Origin of the sequence: Rhizorhabdus wittichii (assembly GCF_017607425.1) — a bacterium.
Lineage (GTDB): Bacteria > Pseudomonadota > Alphaproteobacteria > Sphingomonadales > Sphingomonadaceae > Rhizorhabdus > Rhizorhabdus wittichii.
In genome coordinates, this window is sequence record NZ_CP059319.1 from 4076813 (window position 1) to 4095550 (window position 18738).

The following is an 18738-nucleotide window of genomic DNA, read 5'->3' on the forward strand; positions in this document are numbered from 1 at the left end:
CGATGGCCGGGAAACGCGTCAGGGTCCGGCTGACCGTCGGTGCGGAGCATGATCTTTCGGGCCTCTATCGCCGGCGGCTGGCGCAGCGCGGTGCGGATGGCGAGGACGGCGCCGACGCGTTGCTCGACCGGATCGTTGCTGCGATCGAGGGGCTGGCCGAATGGCCGGCGTGCGGGCCCGTTCCGCCGGAACTGGAAAGCCTCGGGATTCATGCCTATCGGCAGCTTTCCCTGCCGCCATTCCGATTGATCTACCTGCCCGAGGAGGATGGCGAGGGGCCGGTCGTCACGGTCATGATCGTCGCCGATGCGCGGCGCGATTTTCGAATCCTGCTCGAAGAACGGTTGCTGGGCGCTTGATTCTTGCCAAGCCAGTTCCTCGACTGCCTGCAAGGCCGGCGCTCGGGATGAACTTCGGCCAAAGGCCGAAGGCTGGCATCCATGCCTGTTCTCTTCCCGATGGCCATCTGGCTGACGAGAGACATGGACTCCTGCCTTCGCAGGAGTGACGGGGGGAGATGGTGAGAACGGAGCCGTCAGGCTCCGCAAGGCCGAACGGCCGCCCGAGCTTATGCGAGGATAGCCAAGGTGACGAATGTCGCCGCCGGCGCCTGAGGCCGAACGAAAAAACTCAAAAACTCAGCCCTGGACGGCCTGGACGGCGGCGGCGGTCGACTTGGAGCCGTCCTTGTAGATGAAGCCGTTGACCGGATAGGCGGTGTTGCCGACCTTGCCGATCGGCGCGAACCAGACCTTCACCTTGCTCCAGTCGTTGTTCGGCGAGGCGTCGACGACGGTGACGTCGCGCTCGACCTGGCCACGGCGGCCGTTGATGATCGACCAGTTGGCGTGGGTGATCTTGATGACCCGGTCGCTGACGACCTGGGTGACGGTGGCGACATGGCCCGAGCGCATCGAGCCGATCGCCTTGAACACCAGCACCGCGCCGACCGCCGGCGTATCGCCGCGCAGATATTTGCCGACCGACTGATTCCACCAGGAAGCGGCGGCGCCGAACAGCTGGATGCCGGAGAACATGCGGGCGAAGGGCGCGCACTGGAGCATCTGCGCATTGGCCGCGGTGGGCGCGAGAGTCATGCATGCAAGCAGCATGGAACCGACAATCGCGCGCATCGTTTTGGTCATCTGGTAGTTCCCCACCCGTCCCGTGAGCCTGTGACTGGCATCACAGACGCGCGCAGGGAACCCCGGCACGGTTGATGAAATCCTAACAAGCGGCGAGTCGTTTTCGTCGCACGGTGACCTGCGACTTATCCACAGGTGGGTTGCGGCGAAAGTCGCAGGACCGAGCTGGTGGAGCGCCAGTTGTGCAGTGCCTTGCACAGGCGATTCGCGAATCGACCGAATCTTCGGGCCGTCATGCTGAACTCGTTTCAGCATCCACTCTTCCGCGAATCGCGGTCAGGAGAGGAGCGGCTCCCGCAAGAAGCCGATGGTTCGAACCCCGCCTCCCGGTGGATACTGAAACGAGTTCAGCATGACGGCGTGGGGAGGGGCGGTTCGGCTCAGCTCAGCTCAGCGGCACGCTGTCATATTGCACCGGCGCGCCGATCGCGGCGTTGGCGAGGGTGCCTTCCCACATCACGCGGTGGCCGCGGATGATCGTGCCGACCGGCTTGCCGGTGATGTCCATACCGGTGAACGGCGACCAGCCGCAGCGCGAGGCGAGCCAGTCCTGCTCGATCGTCCAGCGCGCCTTGAGGTCGACGACGGTGAAGTCGGCGTCGTAGCCGAGCGCGATCCGGCCCTTGGTGCGCAGCCCGAACACGCGCTGCGGTCCCGCCGAGGTCAGCTCGATCAGGTGCTGGAGCGTCAGCCGCCCCCGGGCGACATGGTCGAGCATCAGCGGCAGCAGGGTCTGGACGCCGGGCATGCCGCTCGGCGACGCCGGATAGGTCCTGGCCTTCTCCTCGATCGTGTGCGGCGCATGGTCGGAGCCGAGCACGTCGGGCACGCCCTGGCGCAGATAGCGCCACAGCCCGTCGCGGTGCGCGCCCGACCGGATTGGCGGGTTCATCTGCGCATGGGTGCCGAGCCGGGGATAGGCCTCCTCGCCGGCCAGCGTCAGGTGCTGCGGCGTCACCTCGCAGGTGGCGATGTCCTTGTTCGCGGCGATCAGCGCCAGCTCGTCGGGGGTGGTGATGTGGAGGATGTGGATCTTGCGCCCCGTCTCGCGCGCGAGACGCAGGATGCGGCGGGTGGCGAGCAGCGCGCTTTCGTCGTCGCGCCACACCGGATGGCTCGACGGATCGCCCTCGACCCGCTCGCCCTGGCGCGCGATCATCCGTTCCTCGTCCTCGGCATGGATCGCGACGCGGCGGCGGCCCGACCGCAGCACGCGGGCGAGATGCTCGTCCTCGGCGACCAGCAGGCTGCCGGTCGACGACCCCATGAAGATCTTCACGCCGGCGGTGCCGGGCAGCATCTCGAGCTCGGCCAGCGCCTCGGCATTGTCGGCGGTGGCGCCGACATAGAAGGCATGGTCGCACCACATCCGGTTCCTGGCGCGGGCCAGCTTGTCGGCGATCGCCTCGGCCGAATCGGTGTTGGGCTTGGTGTTCGGCATCTCGAACACGGCGGTGACGCCGCCGAGCACCGCCGACCGGCTGCCCGATTCGAGGTCCTCCTTCGCCTCCAGCCCCGGCTCGCGGAAATGGACCTGGCTGTCGATCACGCCCGGCAGCACGTCGAGCCCGGTGCAGTCGATCGTCTCGCCGGCGTCGCCCGCGACGCCGATCCCGGCGATCTTGCCGTCCTTGACGCCGACGTCGGCCCGGACGGGGCCGCCGACGGTCCACACGGTGCCGTTCCTGAGGATCATGTCGTAGCTGGGCATGGCGCTTTCCTTTTCGTCGCCCGCTTCCTACCTTCGCTCCATGTCCGGCACCACCCTTTCCGACCGCGCGCTGATCCGTCTCTCGGGACAGGGCGCGCGCGACTTCCTGCAAGGCCTCGTCACCAGCGACGTGGCGGGCCCGCTGCCCGTCTGGGCGGGGCTGCTGACGCCGCAGGGCAAGGCGCTGTTCGACTTCATCGTCTGGGCGGACGGGGACGACCTCCTGATCGATTGCGAGGCGGAGCAGGCCGACGCGCTGGCGAAGCGGCTGATGCTCTACCGGCTGCGCAAGCCGATCGCGATCGCGCGCGACGAGGGTCTCGCCGTCCACTGGGCGCCCGATGGCGAACGGGGCGCGCCCGACCCGCGCCTGGCCGCGCTCGGCCGCCGCTGGATCGCGCCTGCCGACGGCGCGGCCGAGGGCTGGCACGCGCATCGCCGCGCGCTCGGCGTGCCCGAGGGCGTCGCCGAGATCGGCTCGGACAGGAATCTCTGGCTCGAATGCAATGCCGACCTGCTGAACGGCGTCAGCTTCGCCAAGGGCTGCTATGTCGGGCAGGAGAACACCGCGCGGATGAACTGGCGCGCCAAGGTCAACCGGCGGCTGGTGATGCTGCCCGACGGCACGGTCGAGCGGCGGCAGGTCGACGGCCTCGATCCGGCGCTGATGTCCGGCTGGATGAGGGACGGGCTGGCGGAGAAAGCCTAGCCGGCTGCGTTCAGGCCGTTCGCTCGCGGTCGGCGCGGTCGATCGCGAGCAGCGAGACGCCGCGCGTCTCGGTCATGACCAGCGCGGACACGAGGCTGATCACTCCCGCGCCCGCGACGTAGAGCGCGATCGGGTGCCAGCTGTCATAGGCGCGCAGCAGCGCGGTACCGATCAGCGGCGCCCAGGACCCGGCGAAGATCGCCGTCACCTGATAGCCGAGCGACACCCCCGAATAGCGCATCCGGGTCGGGAACATCTCGGTCAGGATCGCGGGCTGCGGCGCGTACATCAGCGCGTGGACCGCCATGCCGATCATGATCCCGGCGAGGATGATCGGCGCCTGGCCGGTGTCGAACAGCGGGAAGGCGACGAACGGCCAGGCAATGGTAAGGCCCGCGCCGGCGATGTAGACCGGCTTGCGCCCGATCCGGTCGGCGAGCCGGCCGATCGACGGGATCAGCACGATGTGCAGCAGGTGCGCGCAGAACAGCAGCGCCAGGATCTCGGTCGTGTCGACGCCGATATGGGCGAGATAGGTGATCGAGAAGGTGACCACCATATAATAGAGGATGTTCTCCGCCACCCGCAGCCCCATCGCGGTGAACACGCCGCGCGGATAGTGGCGGAACACCTCGGCCACGCCATAGCCGGCGTCGGCGCGCTGCTCGGCCTCGGCCTTCGCCGCCTCGAAGATCGGCGAATCGCTGACCTTGGTGCGGATATAATAGCCGACCCCGACGATGATCACCGACAGCCAGAAGCCGACCCGCCAGCCCCAGGCGAGGAATTCGCCCTCGCTGAGCGTCGCGGACAGCAGCAGCAGGACGATCGTCGCGAGCAGGTTGCCCATCGGGATGCCTGCCTGCGGGAAGCTGCCCCAGAAGCCGCGGCTGCGATTGGGGCTGTGTTCGGTGACGAGCAGAACCGCGCCGCCCCATTCGCCGCCCAGCGCGAAGCCCTGGACGAAGCGCAGCAGCACCAGCAGCAGCGGCGCCCAATAGCCGATCGTCGCGAAGGTCGGCAGGCACCCCATCAGGAAGGTCGACGCGCCGATCAGGACGAGGCTGAACTGGAGCAGCGACTTGCGGCCGATGCGGTCGCCGACATGGCCGAACACGATCCCGCCCAGCGGCCGGGCGATGAAGCCCACCGCATAGGTGCCGAAGGCGGCGATGATGCCGTCCAGCTCGTTGCCGGTCGGCGGGAAGAACAGCTTGCCGAACACCAGCGTCGCGGCGGTGCCGTAGAGGAAGAACTCGTACCATTCGACGACGGTGCCGGCCATCGACGCGCCGACGATCTTGCGGAGATAGGGAAGGTCGGCGCTTTGCTCGTGCTGCATCTCGATCGGCTCTCCCCTCGCGTCGAACGATCTGTAGGGCGTCGATGCGCGTTGGACCAGCGCCGCGTCAGGCGGCCTGCGACGCCTCGTCGAGCCAGCCGCGCTCGCGCAGCAGCGCCACCCGGTTGCGCGCCACCGGCACCCGCAGCCCGTTGACCAGGATCAGGCCGACCGAGCGGCCGTCGCGCTGCCAGCCGCGCACCGCGTCGCGCGCCACCCACCAGGACCGGTGGACCTGCAGCCCGCGCCGCTCGTCGAGCGCCTCGACGATGTCGCGCAGCACCCCATGGTGGAGGACCGACCGGCCGTGCAGGTGGATGCGGACATGATGGTCCTCCATCTGCAGGCACAGCGCGTTGGCGAGGAGGTGATCGGGCAGTTCCGGGGCGGGGCCGCGCGCCTCCACCGGATCGGCCGCGTCGGCCGGCGCTCCGCCGGGGACCATCCGGCCGCGCCACGCCGCGAGCAGGCGCGTCCGGCCGAGCTCGACCCAGAGCAGCCCGGCCATCGCCGGCAGCGCGACGACGATCGTCAGCCCATACCATTCGAGCGTGCGCATCCCCGCCGCCCGCACCGGCCAGAACAAATGGGTGCCGATCGCGCCGAGCATGGCCAGCGGCACGCAGGCGACCAGGATCACCGCGACGCCCGAGAAGAGCGGCGGAAGTCCCCGGCGCGGCCCCAGCGCCAGCGCCGCGACGACGCAGGGCCAGAGCAGCAGGCTGCCGAACCAGAACAGCAGCGTCCAATAGGCGATCCGGGTGAACAGGTGCGAGGCATAGCTGCCGAACGGCCCGATCAGGCCGAATTCGAGCCCGGCCAGCGTCGCCCATCCGAGCACGCTCGCCCAGCGTTCGGGGCGCTTGAGGAGGTCGTCCAGCTCCATCGGCGTTTTTTGTGCCAAGCGCCGCGCCGGGGCAAGAGCCAAGCGCATGCCGCCCGCCCCGCCCTCCGTTGCGCCCATGCGCCCGCCGGCCCGTTCGCCCGTTCGCGAAGGATCGCTCGCCTCGCGCCCGGATCGTCGTCTACCCGCGATCTCCGAATCGGCGGATGTTTCCCTCTCCCCGGAAATCGCTTTAAGCAGATGCGACGCGGGATTGAGCGGAGGCGGCCGATGCGGGCGAGGAAGGCGAAGGCGGCGGTCCGGGCGTGGATCGGGGCGGCCGGCTGGCTTCTCCTTGCCGCGCGGGCGGCGGCGGCGCCTCTGGAGGTGACGCCCCCGCCGCCCGCCGATCCGCTGACGGTCGCGATCCACACCGAGGATGCCGATCGCTTCGCGCGGCTGTTCGCGGCGACCGGCGGCAAGCCGACCGCCGCGCAGCTCCGCAAGGACTATCTCGACGGCGCCAGCTACGGCGTGTCGGTGTTCACGCCGGGGCGGATCGTCGATGCCGACCGGCTGGCCGGGGCGATCGCGCGCGACCCCGCCGCCTATGAGCGGGCGATCCGCGTCTGCCTGCCCGCCGCCAGGGCGGCGGTGGGCGACCTGCGGGCGATCTACCTGGCGCTGCACGGGCTGCTCCCCGACCGTGCCCTGCCGCAGATCTACCTCGTCTTCGGGGCGGGCAATTCGGGCGGCACGGCGGGCCCCGGCGCGCAGGTGCTGGGGCTCGAGGTGCTGTGCGCGCAGGAGCAGGACGCCGACGGCTTCCGCGCGCTGCTGCGCCGCTTCTTCGCGCATGAGACGGTCCACACCCTGCAGCGCGACCGCGCGAGCCAGGGCCCCGACCCGCTGCTGACCGGCGCGCTGGAGGAGGGCGCCGCCGATTTCGTCGCGGCGATCGTCACCGGCCAGGTGCCCGACCCCGAGCGCGCCGCCTGGGCCGCCCCGCGCGAGGCCGAGCTATGGGCCGAGTTCCGCAAGGACATGGCGGCGACGCACGGCGTCGACCTGGACGCCGATCCCGCGCCGGCCGCGGCGATCGCCGCTTTCCGGCGCTGGCTCGGCAATTACAAGAACGCCCCGCCGGGCTGGCCCTACGAGTTGGGCTACTGGGTCGGCATGCGCATCTGGCAGAGCTATTACGACGCCGCCGCCGACAAGCGGCAGGCGATCCGCGACATGCTCGGTTTCGACGATGCCGCGACGATGCTGGAACGCAGCGGCTATGCCGGGGGCGCGAAGCCGGCCGCGATGTGAATCGGCCGAGCAGCGATCGCGTCTTCGCTCCGGCCCGCCGGCATCCTGGGAAACGCCCTCCGATACCTTGCCAGTCCAGCCCGGTTGGCGTACCGGAGCGCCCGTCAGTCCAAGGCCGAATTACCGCCGGTTGGCGCCGTTTGCGCCATGCTCCGCGCACTTCATGGGGTTGGGAACATTATGAGCATCTACCTGGATTATCTCGCCGAAATCGAAAGCAGGAAAATTCAGGGGCTTGCGCCCAAGCCGATCGACGACGGCGGCCTCGTCTTCGAGATCATCGCCATCATCAGGGATGCCGGCAGCGAGCACCGGGCCGATGCGCTCAAATTCTTCATCTACAACACGCTGCCCGGCACGACGAGCGCCGCGGCGGTCAAGGCCGGTTTCCTGAAGCAGATCATCCTGGGCGACGCGGTCGTGCCAGAGATCACGCCCGCCTTCGCGCTCGAGCTGTTGTCGCACATGAAGGGCGGTCCGTCGGTCGAAGTGCTGCTCGACATCGCCCTCGGCGATGCCCCCGCGATCGCCGCGCTGGCGGGCGAGGTGCTGAAGACCCAGGTCTTCCTCTACGACGCCGACATGCACCGGCTGAGCGAAGCCTTCGGCGCCGGCAACGCCATCGCCAGGGACATCCTCGAGAGCTACGCCAAGGCGGAGTTCTTCACCAAGCTGCCCGAGGTCGAGGACGAGATCGAGGTCGTCACCTTCATCGCCGGCGAAGGCGATATCTCGACCGATCTCCTGTCCCCCGGCAACCAGGCGCATTCGCGCTCGGACCGCGAGCTGCACGGCCAGTGCATGATCTCGCCCGAGGCGCAGCGGGCGATCGTCGCACTGAAGGCGCAGCACCCCGACAAGCGCGTGATGCTGATCGCCGAGAAGGGCACGATGGGCGTGGGCTCGTCGCGCATGTCGGGCGTGAACAACGTGGCGCTGTGGACCGGCAAGCAGCAGAGCCCCTATGTGCCCTTCGTCAATTACGCGCCGGTCGTCGCGGGCACCAACGGCATCTCGCCGATCTTCGCGACCACCGTCGACGTGACCGGCGGCATCGGCATCAACCTGAAGAACTGGGTCAAGCAGACCGGCCCGGACGGCAATCCGATCCTGAACAACGACGGCAATCCGGTCCTGGAGGAGAAATTCTCGGTCGAGACCGGCACCGTCCTCAAGATCGACGTCAGGAACAAGAAGCTGCGCGGCGAGGACGGCGCGGAGCTGGTCGACATCGCTTCTTCGTTCACGCCGCAGAAGATGGAGTTCATGAAGGCCGGCAGCTCCTATGCCATCGTCTTCGGCAAGAAGCTCCAGACCTTCGCGGCCCGCACCCTCGGGATCGAGCCGGTTCCGGTGTTCGCGGCGAACAAGGAGATCACCGTCGAGGGCCAGGGCCTGACCGCGGTCGAGAAGATCTTCAACCGCAACGCCGTCGGCGTGACGCCGGGCAAGGTGCTGCACGCGGGTTCGGACGTGCGCGTCAAGGTCAACATCGTCGGTTCGCAGGACACCACCGGGCTGATGACCGCGCAGGAGCTGGAGGCGATGGCGGCGACCGTCATCTCGCCGCTCGTCGACGGCGCCTATCAGTCGGGCTGCCACACGGCATCGGTGTGGGACAAGAAGGCGCAGGCGAACATCCCGAAGCTGATGTCCTTCATGAACAATTTCGGCCTGATCACCGCGCGCGACCCGAAGGGCGCCTATCATCCGATGACGGACGTGATCCACAAGGTGCTGAACGACATCACCGTGGACGACTGGGCGATCATCATCGGCGGCGACAGCCACACCCGCATGTCCAAGGGCGTGGCCTTCGGCGCGGACTCGGGCACCGTCGCGCTGGCGCTCGCCACCGGCGAGGCGACCATGCCGATCCCGCAATCGGTGAAGGTGACGTTCAAGGGCAAGATGCAGCCGCATATGGACTTCCGCGACGTGGTGCATGCCACCCAGGCGCAGATGCTCCAGCAGTGCGGCGGCGAGAATGTCTTCCAGGGCCGCATCATCGAAGTCCATATCGGGACGCTGCTGGCCGACCAGGCCTTCACCTTCACCGACTGGACGGCCGAGATGAAGGCGAAGGCCTCGATCTGCATCTCGGACGACGAGACGCTGATCGGCTCGCTGGAGATCGCCAAGGCGCGCATCCAGATCATGATCGACAAGGGCATGGACAATGCGGCCGGCACGCTGGCGAACCTGATCGCCAAGGCCGACACCCGCATCGCCGAGATCCGCCTGGGCGAGAAGCCCGCGCTGTCGCCCGACGACAATGCGAAATATTTCGCCGAGATCGTCGTCGATCTCGACGTGATCGACGAGCCGATGATCGCCGATCCGGACGTCAACAACCCCGACGTCTCGAAGCGCTACACCCACGACACGATCCGTCCGGTGTCCTATTATGGCGGCACCAAGAAGGTCGACCTGGGCTTCATCGGCTCGTGCATGGTGCACAAGGGCGACATGAAGATCCTCGCGCAGATGCTGAAGAACATCGAGGCGGCGGAAGGCAAGGTCGAGTTCAAGGCGCCGCTCGTCGTCGCTCCGCCGACCTACAACATCGTCGACGAGCTCAAGGCCGAAGGCGACTGGGAGATCCTGCAGAAATATTCGGGCTTCGAGTTCGACGACGAGAATCCGAAGGCGGCCAGCCGGACCGAATATGAGAATATCCTCTATCTCGAGCGTCCGGGCTGCAACCTGTGCATGGGCAACCAGGAGAAGGCCGCCAAGGGCGACACCGTCCTCGCCACCTCGACCCGCCTGTTCCAGGGCCGCGTCGTCGAGGACAGCGCCAACAAGAAGGGTGAGTCGCTGCTGGCGTCGACCCCGGTCGTGGTGCTGTCGACGATCCTCGGCCGCACGCCGAGCGCCGACGAGTATAAGGCGGCCGTCGACGGGATCGACCTGACCAAGTTCGCTCCGCCCAAGGCGGCGTAGGCAGAGCGGGCCTGCTTCCTTCTCCCCTCCCGCTTGCGGGAGGGGCCGGGGGTGGGCCTCCGAAGCCAAAGGTAGAAGCGCGACCCTCCGGGTCGCGCGCCCACCCCTGACCCCTCCCGCAAGCGGGAGGGGGATTATTCCTTCTTACGCCGTCAGCTTGCGCAGCACGTACTGGAGGATGCCGCCGTTGAGGAAATATTCGAGCTCGTTGACGGTATCGATCCGGCAGCGGGTCTCGAAGCTCTCGGTCGAGCCGTCGGCGCGGGTGAGCTTGACGCTGACGGTCTGGCGCGGGCGCAGGCCGGCGACATCGTCGATCGAGAAGGTCTCGGTGCCGTCGAGCTTGAGCGTGTTGCGGTCGATCCCTTCCGCGAACTGCAGCGGCAGCACGCCCATGCCGACCAGGTTCGAGCGGTGGATGCGCTCGAAGCTCTCGGCGATGACGGCGCGGACGCCGAGCAGGTTGGTGCCCTTCGCCGCCCAGTCGCGCGACGATCCGGTGCCATATTCCTTGCCCGCGACGACGACCAGCGGGGTGCCCTCGGCCTTGTACTTCATCGCCGCGTCGTAGATCGCCATCACCTCGCCCGAGGGGATGTGCTTGGTCAGGCCGCCCTCGATGCCGGGGATCATCTGGTTCTTGATGCGGATGTTGGCGAAGGTGCCGCGCATCATGACCTCATGGTTGCCGCGGCGCGCGCCGTAGCTGTTGAAGTCGGCCTTGGTGACCTGGTGCTCGGTCAGGTAGCGGCCCGCCGGGCTGTCGACCTTGATCGATCCGGCCGGGCTGATGTGGTCGGTGGTGATCGAGTCGGCGAAGATGGCGAGCGGACGCGCCTCGACGATGTCCCGCACCGGGGCCGGGGTCATCGACATGCCCTCGAAATAGGGCGGGTTGGCGACATAGGTCGAACCCGCGCGCCAGGCGTAGGTGTCCGACCCCTCGACGTCGATCGCCTGCCAGTTCCTGTCGCCCTGGAAGACGTTGGCGTAGCGGCTGGAGAACATCTCGCTGTCGATCGCGGCGGCGACGGTGTTGGCGACCTCCGCCGTGGTCGGCCAGATGTCCTTCAGATAGACCGGCTTGTCGTCGGACGAGGTGCCGATCGGCTCCTGCGTGATGTCCTTGGCGGTGGTGCCGAACAGCGCATAGGCGACGACCAGCGGCGGCGACGCCAGATAGTTGGCGCGGACGTCGGGCGAGACGCGGCCCTCGAAGTTGCGGTTGCCGGAGAGGACGGCCGAGGCGACGAGGTCGTTGCCGTTGATCGCCTTCGAGATCGGATCGGGCAGCGGGCCCGAATTGCCGATGCAGGTGGTGCAGCCATAGCCGACCAGGTTGAAGCCGATCGCGTCGAGGTCCTTCTGGAGCCCGGCCTTTTCGAGATAGTCGGTGACGACCTGCGACCCCGGGGCGAGCGAGGTCTTGACCCAGGGCTTCGCCTTGAGGCCGAGCGCGTTCGCCTTGCGGGCGACCAGGCCGGCGGCGACCAGCACCGACGGGTTGGAGGTGTTGGTGCAGCTGGTGATCGCGGCGATCACGACGTCGCCATGGCCGATGTCGAAGCCGGTGCCCTCGACGGCGACGCGCTTGTCGGCTTCGTCGCCCTTCTTGTAGCCGGTCGCCAGCTCGCTGTTGAAGCCTTCGTCGACCGAGGCGAGCAGGACGCGGTCCTGCGGGCGCTTCGGGCCGGCGAGCGACGGCTGGACGGTCGACATGTCGAGGTGCAGCGTGTCGGTGAACACCGGATCGGCGGCGGTCGCGTCGCGCCAGAAGCCCTGTTCCTTGGCATAGGCCTCGACCAGCGCGACGGTCTCGGCCGAGCGGCCGGTGAGGCGCATGTAGACGAGGGTCGCGTCGTCGATCGGGAAGAAGCCGCAGGTCGCGCCATATTCGGGCGCCATGTTGGCGATGGTCGCGCGGTCGGCGAGCGACAGCGCGTCGAGGCCGGGGCCGTAGAATTCGACGAAGCGGCCGACCACGCCCTTGGCGCGCAGCATCTGGGTGACGGTCAGCACCAGGTCGGTCGCGGTGATGCCCTCGGTGAGGGTGCCCGACAGCTTGAAGCCGACCACCTCGGGGATCAGCATCGACACCGGCTGGCCGAGCATCGCCGCCTCGGCCTCGATGCCGCCGACGCCCCAGCCGAGCACGCCCAGGCCGTTGATCATCGTGGTGTGGCTGTCGGTGCCGACGCAGGTGTCGGGATAGGCGACCTCGACGCCCGAGCCGTCGGCCGAGCTCCACACCGCCTGGGCGAGATTCTCGAGGTTGACCTGGTGGCAGATGCCGGTGCCCGGGGGAACGACCTTGAAGTTGTTGAGCGCCTTCGACCCCCAGCGGAGGAATTCGTAGCGCTCGCCGTTGCGGGCATATTCGAGCGCGACATTCTCGTCGAACGCCTTGGGGCTGCCGAAGCTGTCGACCATCACCGAATGGTCGATGACCAGGTGGACGGGGACGAGCGGGTTGATCTTCTGCGCGTCGCCGCCGAGCGTGTTCATCGCGTCGCGCATCGCCGCCAGGTCGACGACGCAGGGAACGCCGGTGAAGTCCTGCATCAGCACGCGGGCCGGGCGATACTGGATCTCCCGCTCGGACGTGCGCTCCTTCTGCCAGTCGACGATCGCCTGGACGTCCTCGGTGGTGACGGTGGTGCCGTCCTCGAAGCGGAGCAGGTTCTCCAGCAGCACCTTCATCGAGAAGGGCAGGCGGGAGATGTCGCCGAGCTGCCCGGCCGCCTTGGCGAGCGAATAATAGGCATAATGCTTGCCGTCGACGTTGAGGGTGGAACGAGTCTTGAGAGTGTCCTGACCGACGGCCGTCATGGCTGAGCCCCTATGCTGCGATTGCGAGAGTCGAGCCGGGGTATAGCGACGGGGGGCTGGCAGTAAAAGTGTCCCGGCGGTCGGTCATGCGCACGCGCGCCGTCCCGGCGGCGCTATCGCATCCGATATCGCCGTCCCCCTATGGGGGCGAAGGGAGGCCGCGACCCTGTCCGGGCGAGCCGCTTCCGGGTCGGTGAAGGGTCAGGCGGCCTCGATCGGCCGGCCGAGATCGGCGAAGGCCTGCGCCACCGCCTGCGCGCTCGACAATATGCCCAGCGCCCGGTCGACCCCGCAGAGCTGGCAGAGCCGCTGGTGCGCCGCCACCGGCTGCTCGCGCGCCGTCGCGACCGCGCCGAGCAGGACCGATTCCGCCAGCGTCATGCGGCAGCAGCAGGACGGCGCGATCATGATCGAGCGCTGCGAGGCGCGCGCCAGTTCCGCCATCAGCGCGCGCGACAGCACCAGCGGCCGGCGGAAGGACAGGCCGAACGCGCCGATCAGCAGGCTGACCGCATAGGCGTCGCCCAGCCCGCCCACGCCCATCCGGCGCACCGTCTGCAGGAACAGCAGCGCGCCGCTGTCGTCGGGCGCGCCATGGGGCAGCAGGCTGGCGGTCGATGCGGCGGTTCCTTCGGACATGCACTTCTCTCCCTCTCGGCAAGGGGAAAAGAGCATGTCTGATATTGCGAGTCAATCGCAATAAAATGCTGCGCTGCGACTGACGGGAGGAGAGGAGACGAGATCGAGGCTGGAGCCGCCCGAGATGCCGGCCTCCGCCGGCATGACGATGGGGGGCCTCAGTCGATCACCGTCCCGTTCGCTTCCAGCGCCTTGCCCGCGAGGTAGAGCGAGCCGCCGATCAGCACCATCGGCGGGACGTCGCCGGCGTCGGCCGTGATCGTCGCGAGGGCTTCCTCGAAGCCGGTCGCGGCGTCGGCGGCGAAGCCGGCGAGGCGGGCGGTGTCGGCGAGGGTCGCGGGGGCGTGGTGCTCGTGGCCCGGCACCGGCACCATGTGGAAATGCGCCGGCACCCGGCCCATCGCGGCCAGGAAGCCGCCGGCGTCCTTGTTGGCGAGCAGGCCGAGGACGATGTGGAGCGGCCGCTCGGGCGCGACATGGCCGCGCAGGAAATCGCCGATCACCCGCCCCGCCGAGGGGTTGTGGCCGCCGTCGATCCACAGGTCCGATCCGGGCGGCAGCCGGTCGAGCAGCGCGCCGCCGCGCAGGTGCTGGAGCCGCGCCGGCCAGTCGGCCCAGCCCATCGCCGCGCGCAGCGCCGAGGCGGGGATCGCGATCGCGTCCTGGTGGCGCAGCATCGCCACCGCCAGAGCGGCGTTCATCGCCTGGTGCTGGCCGGCGAGCCCGGGCAGCGGCAGGTCGAGCTTGCCCTGCGCGTCGCGATAATGGAGCCGGCCCTGATAGGCGGCGGCGTCCCACGAGCCGCCCTTGACGTGCCACTCGGCGCCCGCCTCGCGGATCGCGCGGCCGATCTCGTTGGCGACGGTGGCGGGATAATGGAGCGTCAGGATCGGCACGCCCGGCTTGGCGATGCCGGCCTTCTCCGCCGCGATCGCCTCGATCGTGTCGCCGAGGAAGCTCTGATGGTCGAGGCCGAGCTGGGCGATGCCGCAGACCAGCGGATCGGCGATGACGTTGGTCGCGTCGAGCCGGCCGCCCAGCCCGACCTCGACGATGCAGGCGTCGGCGGGGGTGCGGCTGAAGGCGAGGAAGGCGGCGGCGGTCGTCACCTCGAAGAAGCTCGCGCCGATCCCTTCGGAGATGTCGAGCACCTCGGCGAGCAGCGCGGCGAGCGCGGCGTCCTCGATCAGCGATCCCGCGATGCGGATGCGCTCGTTGAAGCGGATCAGGTGCGGGCTGGTGAAGACGTGCGCGCTCATCCCCGCCGCCTCGATCGCGGCGCGCAGATAGGCGCAGGTCGATCCCTTGCCGTTGGTGCCGGCGACGTGGAACACCGGCGGCAGCGCGCGTTCGGGATTGCCGAGCCGATCGCACAGCCGCGCGATCCGGTCGAGCCCGAGGATGTCGGCGCCCGGCGACAGCCGCCACAGCCGGTCGAGCTGCGCCTGGACGGCGGGATCGGTGGAGACGGCGTGGTCGGGCATTACTCCCACTCCCCTTCAGGGAGGCCGAGTGGGGAGGCTGCAGGCTCGCGACTTCGTCGCTCGCACCACCCCTGCCCCTCCCCTTGAGAGGGAGGGGGGAAAGGAGCTTCACGCCGCCTTCTTCCCCGGGCAGAGATAGTCGATCAGCCGCGCCAGCTCGGCGCGCAGGTCGTGGCGCTTGACGACCATGTCGAGCATGCCGTGCTCGAGCAGATATTCGGCGCGCTGGAAGCCCTCGGGCAGCTTCTCGCGGATCGTCTGCTCGATCACGCGCTGGCCGGCGAAGCCGATCAGCGCGCCCGGCTCGGCGATCTGGATGTCGCCGAGCATCGCGTAGGAGGCGGTGACGCCGCCCGTCGTCGGATCGGTCATCACGACGATATAGGGCAGGCCGGCCTCGCGGAGCTGGGCGATCGCGACGGTGGTCCGGGGCATCTGCATCAGCGAGAGGATGCCCTCCTGCATGCGCGCGCCGCCCGCCGCGGTGAAGATGACGTAAGGGCACTGGTCGGCGATCGCCGCCTGGACGCCCGCGACGAAGGCGGCGCCCACCGCGAGGCCCATCGACCCGCCCATGAAGGCGAAGTCCTGCACGCCGACGACCGCCTTGAAACCCTCGATCGTGCCGCGCGCGTTGATCAGCGCGTCCTGCTCGCCGGTCTTGGCGCGCGCTTCCTTCATGCGGTCGGTGTAGCGCTTCGAATCGCGGAACTTGAGCGGGTCCTCGCGCACCTGCGGGGCGGGCAGCAGCGTGTAGACGCCGCCGTCGAACAGCTGGTCGAAGCGCGCGTCGGGGCCGATCCGGCCGTGATGGCCGCATTTCGGGCAGACCGACAGATTCTCCTCATATTCCTTGGCGAAGATCATCTGCTGGCACGACGGGCATTTGTGCCAGAGATTGTCCGGGCTCTCGCGCTTGGCGATGAACGGGATCTTCTTGCGGACGCTGTCGAGCCAGCTCATGCGGCCTTCTCCTGGGCGGCGCGGCGCAGCGCCGCGCTGAGGGTGGCGGTGAAATCGCGGACCGGGCCCGCGGCGGCGGCGGCATGTTCGCCGATCAGGTCGACGATCGCCGAACCGACGACGACGCCGTCGGCGACGCGGCCGATCGCCTCGGCCTGCTCGGGCCCGCGCACGCCGAAGCCGACCGCGACCGGCAGGTCGGTCGCCGCCTTGAAGCGCGCGACCGCCGCCTCGATGCTGGCCTGTCCGGCCTGCTGCATGCCGGTGATCCCCGCCACCGAGACATAATAGAGGAAGCCCGACGCGCCCTCCAGCACCGCCGGCAGCCGCGCGGCGTCGGTGGTCGGGGTGGCGAGGCGGATCGGGGCGACCCCGGCCGCGCGCAGCGCCGGGCCGAGCGCGCCGTCCTGCTCGGGCGGGATGTCGACGCAGATCACCCCGTCGACCCCGGCCCTGGCGGCCTCGGCGGCGAACCATTCGGGGCCGCGCCGGACCATCGGATTGGCATAGCCCATCAGCACCAGCGGCACCGAGGGGTGGCGCTGGCGGAAGGCGGCGGCGATCGCCAGCAGATCGGCGGTGGTCGTCCCCGCGCCGAGCGCGCGGAGGTTGGCGCGCTGGATCGCCGGGCCGTCGGCCATCGGATCGGTGAAGGGCATGCCCAGCTCGATCACGTCGGCGCCGCCCGCGACCAGCGCGTCGAGGATCGGTCCCATGTCGCCGGGGGTCGGATCGCCGCCGGTGACGAAGGTGACGAGCGCGGCCCGCCCCTCGGCGCGGGTGCGGGCGAAGGTCTCGGCGAGGCGGGTCACAGCTCCCACTCCCCTTCAGGGAGGGGCCGGGAGTGGGGGAGTCGTGCGGTCAATGCCGAGGACGCTCGCTTCGCTCGCGACCACCCCGGCCCTCCCTTGAAAGGGAGGGGGGAAAGAAGAAGATGCCTCATATCTCGACCCCCAGCGCGGCGGCGACGGTGAAGATGTCCTTGTCGCCGCGGCCCGACAGGTTGAGGACGATCAGCTGGTCCTTGCCCATCGTCGGCGCGAGCTTCTCGACCGCCGCCAGCGCGTGCGCCGATTCGAGCGCGGGGATGATCCCTTCCAGCCGGGCGAGCCGCTGGAAGCTGGCGAGCGCCTCGGCGTCGGTGACGGGGTGATATTCGGCGCGGCCGATCTCGTGCAGCCAGCTATGCTCGGGGCCGATCCCCGGATAGTCGAGCCCGGCCGAGATCGAGTGCGCCTCGGTGATCTGGCCGTCATCGTCCTGGAGCAGATAGGTGCGGTTGCCGTGGAGCACGCCGGGCGACCCGCCGGCGAGGCTGGCGGCATGCTTGTCGGTGTCGAGCCCTTCGCCCGCCGCCTCGACCCCGATCATCCGCACTCCGGCGTCGTCGAGGAAGGGGTGGAACAGGCCGATCGCGTTGGAGCCGCCGCCGACCGCCGCGATCAGCATGTCGGGCAGGCGCCCCTCGGCCTCCAGGATCTGCGCGCGCGCCTCGTGGCCGATCACCGACTGGAAGTCGCGGACCAGCTCGGGATAGGGATGGGGGCCGGCGGCGGTGCCGATGATGTAGAAGGTGTCGTGGACGTTCGCGACCCAGTCGCGCAGCGCCTCGTTCATCGCGTCCTTGAGGGTCTGCGCGCCCGAGGTGACGGCGTTCACCTCGGCGCCGAGCAGCTTCATGCGGAACACGTTGGGCTGCTGCCGCGCGACGTCGACCGCGCCCATGAAGATGGTGCAGGGCAGGCCGAAGCGCGCCGCGACGGTGGCGGTGGCGACGCCGTGCTGGCCGGCGCCGGTCTCGGCGATGATCCGGGTCTTGCCCATGCGGCGGGCGAGCAGGATCTGGCCGATGCAGTTGTTGATCTTGTGCGCGCCGGTGTGGTTCAGCTCCTCGCGCTTCAGGTAGATCTTCGCGCCGCCGAGATGCTCGGTCAGCCGCTCGGCATAATAGAGCGGGCTCGGCCGGCCGACATAATGGCGCATCAGGTCGTCGAGCTCGGCCCGGAAGGCGGGGTCGGCCTGCGCCGCGCGATATTCGCGTTCGAGGTCGAGGATCAGCGGCATCAGCGTCTCGCTGACGTAGCGGCCGCCGAACTGGCCGAACTGGCCCTGCTCGTCGGGACCGTTCCTCAGCGTGTTGGGACGCGGGCTGGTATTTGGGGCGTTCATAATGTCGCGACCCGTTGGAGGAAGGCGGCGATCTTGTCCACCGCCTTGATGCCCGGCGCGCTTTCGACGCCCGAGGAGATGTCGATCAGCCGGGCGCCGGTGCGGCCCGCCGCGTCGGCGACGTTGTCGGCGTCGATCCCGCCCGACAGCGCCCAGCGCTGCGGGTGGCGGAAGCCGTCGAGCAGCGCCCAGTCGAAGCGCAGTCCCATGCCGCCGGGCAGGGTGCCCTCGGGCGTCTTGGCGTCGTAGAGGATCAGGTCGGCGACCGGGCGGTAGCGCGCGGCGGCGTCGAGATCGGCGCGGGTGCGGACCGGCACGGCCTTCCAGACCGCGACGCCGGGATGGCGCGCGGCGAGCGCGGCGAGCCGCTCGGGCGGCTCGTGGCCGTGGAGCTGGACCGTGTCGATCCCGCCGATGCGGATCGCCTGGTCGACCACCGCCTCTTCGGGATCGACGAACACGCCGACCCGGCCGACATGGCGCGGCAGCCGCATGGTCAGCGACGCCGCCTGTTCGAAGGTGACGTGGCGCGGGCTTTTCGGGAAGAAGACGAAGCCGGCATGGCTGGCGCCGTGGCGCACGGCGGCATCCACCGCGTCCGGTGTCGAAAGCCCGCAGATCTTGGCGGTCACGCGCTGCATGGCGCGCATGTCGGCCCCTC

At 69.2% G+C, this 18738-nt stretch carries 15 protein-coding genes; 4 read left to right on the forward strand and 11 right to left on the reverse strand.

Annotated features, from left to right (window positions below; translation table 11 throughout):
* The first annotated feature begins 2 nt into the window (after positions 1 to 2).
* Entirely contained in the window at positions 3 to 359 is a 357-nt protein-coding gene (locus tag HRJ34_RS19570; protein ID WP_208632161.1) for a type II toxin-antitoxin system RelE/ParE family toxin, read from the forward strand.
* Between the two features lie 279 nt (positions 360 to 638).
* Here HRJ34_RS19570 and HRJ34_RS19575 read toward each other — a convergent pair whose 3' ends face one another.
* Positions 639 to 1097: a CHAP domain-containing protein gene (locus HRJ34_RS19575; RefSeq protein ID WP_226948623.1), complete on the reverse strand. Its 459-nt coding sequence runs from the start codon at positions 1095 to 1097 to the stop codon at positions 639 to 641.
* Between the two features lie 433 nt (positions 1098 to 1530).
* Complete coding sequence (locus HRJ34_RS19580) at positions 1531 to 2856, reverse strand: dihydroorotase (protein ID WP_208632162.1); 1326 nt, start codon at positions 2854 to 2856, stop codon at positions 1531 to 1533.
* A gap of 40 nt (positions 2857 to 2896) precedes the next feature.
* On the opposite strand from HRJ34_RS19580, the gene ygfZ reads away from it, so the two are divergent.
* Complete coding sequence (gene ygfZ / locus HRJ34_RS19585) at positions 2897 to 3565, forward strand: CAF17-like 4Fe-4S cluster assembly/insertion protein YgfZ (protein ID WP_030090168.1); 669 nt, start codon at positions 2897 to 2899, stop codon at positions 3563 to 3565.
* Between the two features lie 10 nt (positions 3566 to 3575).
* Here the strand turns inward: ygfZ and HRJ34_RS19590 are convergent, their stop codons facing one another.
* Entirely contained in the window at positions 3576 to 4907 is a 1332-nt protein-coding gene (locus HRJ34_RS19590; RefSeq protein WP_030090167.1) for an MFS transporter, read from the reverse strand.
* A 67-nt stretch (positions 4908 to 4974) separates the two neighbouring features.
* Positions 4975 to 5793 (reverse strand): LytTR family DNA-binding domain-containing protein, encoded by an 819-nt coding sequence (locus tag HRJ34_RS19595; RefSeq protein ID WP_208632163.1) that lies wholly within the window; start codon positions 5791 to 5793, stop codon positions 4975 to 4977.
* Positions 5794 to 6021: 228 nt separating this feature from the next.
* Between HRJ34_RS19595 and HRJ34_RS19600 the strand changes: the two genes are divergently transcribed.
* Together HRJ34_RS19600 and HRJ34_RS19605 are read left to right on the forward strand one after the other, a co-directional pair.
* A complete protein-coding gene (locus HRJ34_RS19600; RefSeq protein WP_208632164.1) occupies positions 6022 to 7047 on the forward strand; it encodes a hypothetical protein in 1026 nt (341 codons plus the stop codon).
* 180 nt (positions 7048 to 7227) lie between these two features.
* Positions 7228 to 9993 carry a bifunctional aconitate hydratase 2/2-methylisocitrate dehydratase gene (locus HRJ34_RS19605; RefSeq protein WP_208632165.1) on the forward strand — a complete coding sequence of 922 codons (2766 nt, stop codon included), beginning with the start codon at positions 7228 to 7230 and terminating at the stop codon, positions 9991 to 9993.
* 144 nt (positions 9994 to 10137) lie between these two features.
* Here HRJ34_RS19605 and acnA read toward each other — a convergent pair whose 3' ends face one another.
* The 7 genes from acnA to HRJ34_RS19640 all read right to left on the reverse strand — a co-directional run bounded on the left by acnA (position 10138) and on the right by HRJ34_RS19640 (position 18727).
* A complete protein-coding gene (gene acnA / locus HRJ34_RS19610; RefSeq protein ID WP_208632166.1) occupies positions 10138 to 12822 on the reverse strand; it encodes an aconitate hydratase AcnA in 2685 nt (894 codons plus the stop codon).
* Between the two features lie 201 nt (positions 12823 to 13023).
* A complete protein-coding gene (locus HRJ34_RS19615; protein WP_012048938.1) occupies positions 13024 to 13461 on the reverse strand; it encodes a DUF6628 family protein in 438 nt (145 codons plus the stop codon).
* A gap of 158 nt (positions 13462 to 13619) precedes the next feature.
* Positions 13620 to 14945, reverse strand: coding sequence for a bifunctional folylpolyglutamate synthase/dihydrofolate synthase (locus tag HRJ34_RS19620; protein ID WP_208632167.1), 1326 nt, complete (start codon positions 14943 to 14945; stop codon positions 13620 to 13622).
* Between the two features lie 108 nt (positions 14946 to 15053).
* Positions 15054 to 15908: an acetyl-CoA carboxylase, carboxyltransferase subunit beta gene (accD, locus tag HRJ34_RS19625; protein ID WP_012048936.1), complete on the reverse strand. Its 855-nt coding sequence runs from the start codon at positions 15906 to 15908 to the stop codon at positions 15054 to 15056.
* Entirely contained in the window at positions 15905 to 16720 is an 816-nt protein-coding gene (gene trpA / locus HRJ34_RS19630; protein WP_208632168.1) for a tryptophan synthase subunit alpha, read from the reverse strand. Before trpA ends, accD begins: the two co-directional genes overlap by 4 nt.
* Before the next feature lie 127 nt (positions 16721 to 16847).
* Positions 16848 to 18077 carry a tryptophan synthase subunit beta gene (gene trpB, locus HRJ34_RS19635; protein ID WP_030090162.1) on the reverse strand — a complete coding sequence of 410 codons (1230 nt, stop codon included), beginning with the start codon at positions 18075 to 18077 and terminating at the stop codon, positions 16848 to 16850.
* On the reverse strand, positions 18074 to 18727 hold the full coding sequence (locus HRJ34_RS19640; protein WP_012048933.1) for a phosphoribosylanthranilate isomerase: 654 nt from the start codon (positions 18725 to 18727) through the stop codon (positions 18074 to 18076). Before HRJ34_RS19640 ends, trpB begins: the two co-directional genes overlap by 4 nt.
* Positions 18728 to 18738: the final 11 nt, after the last annotated feature.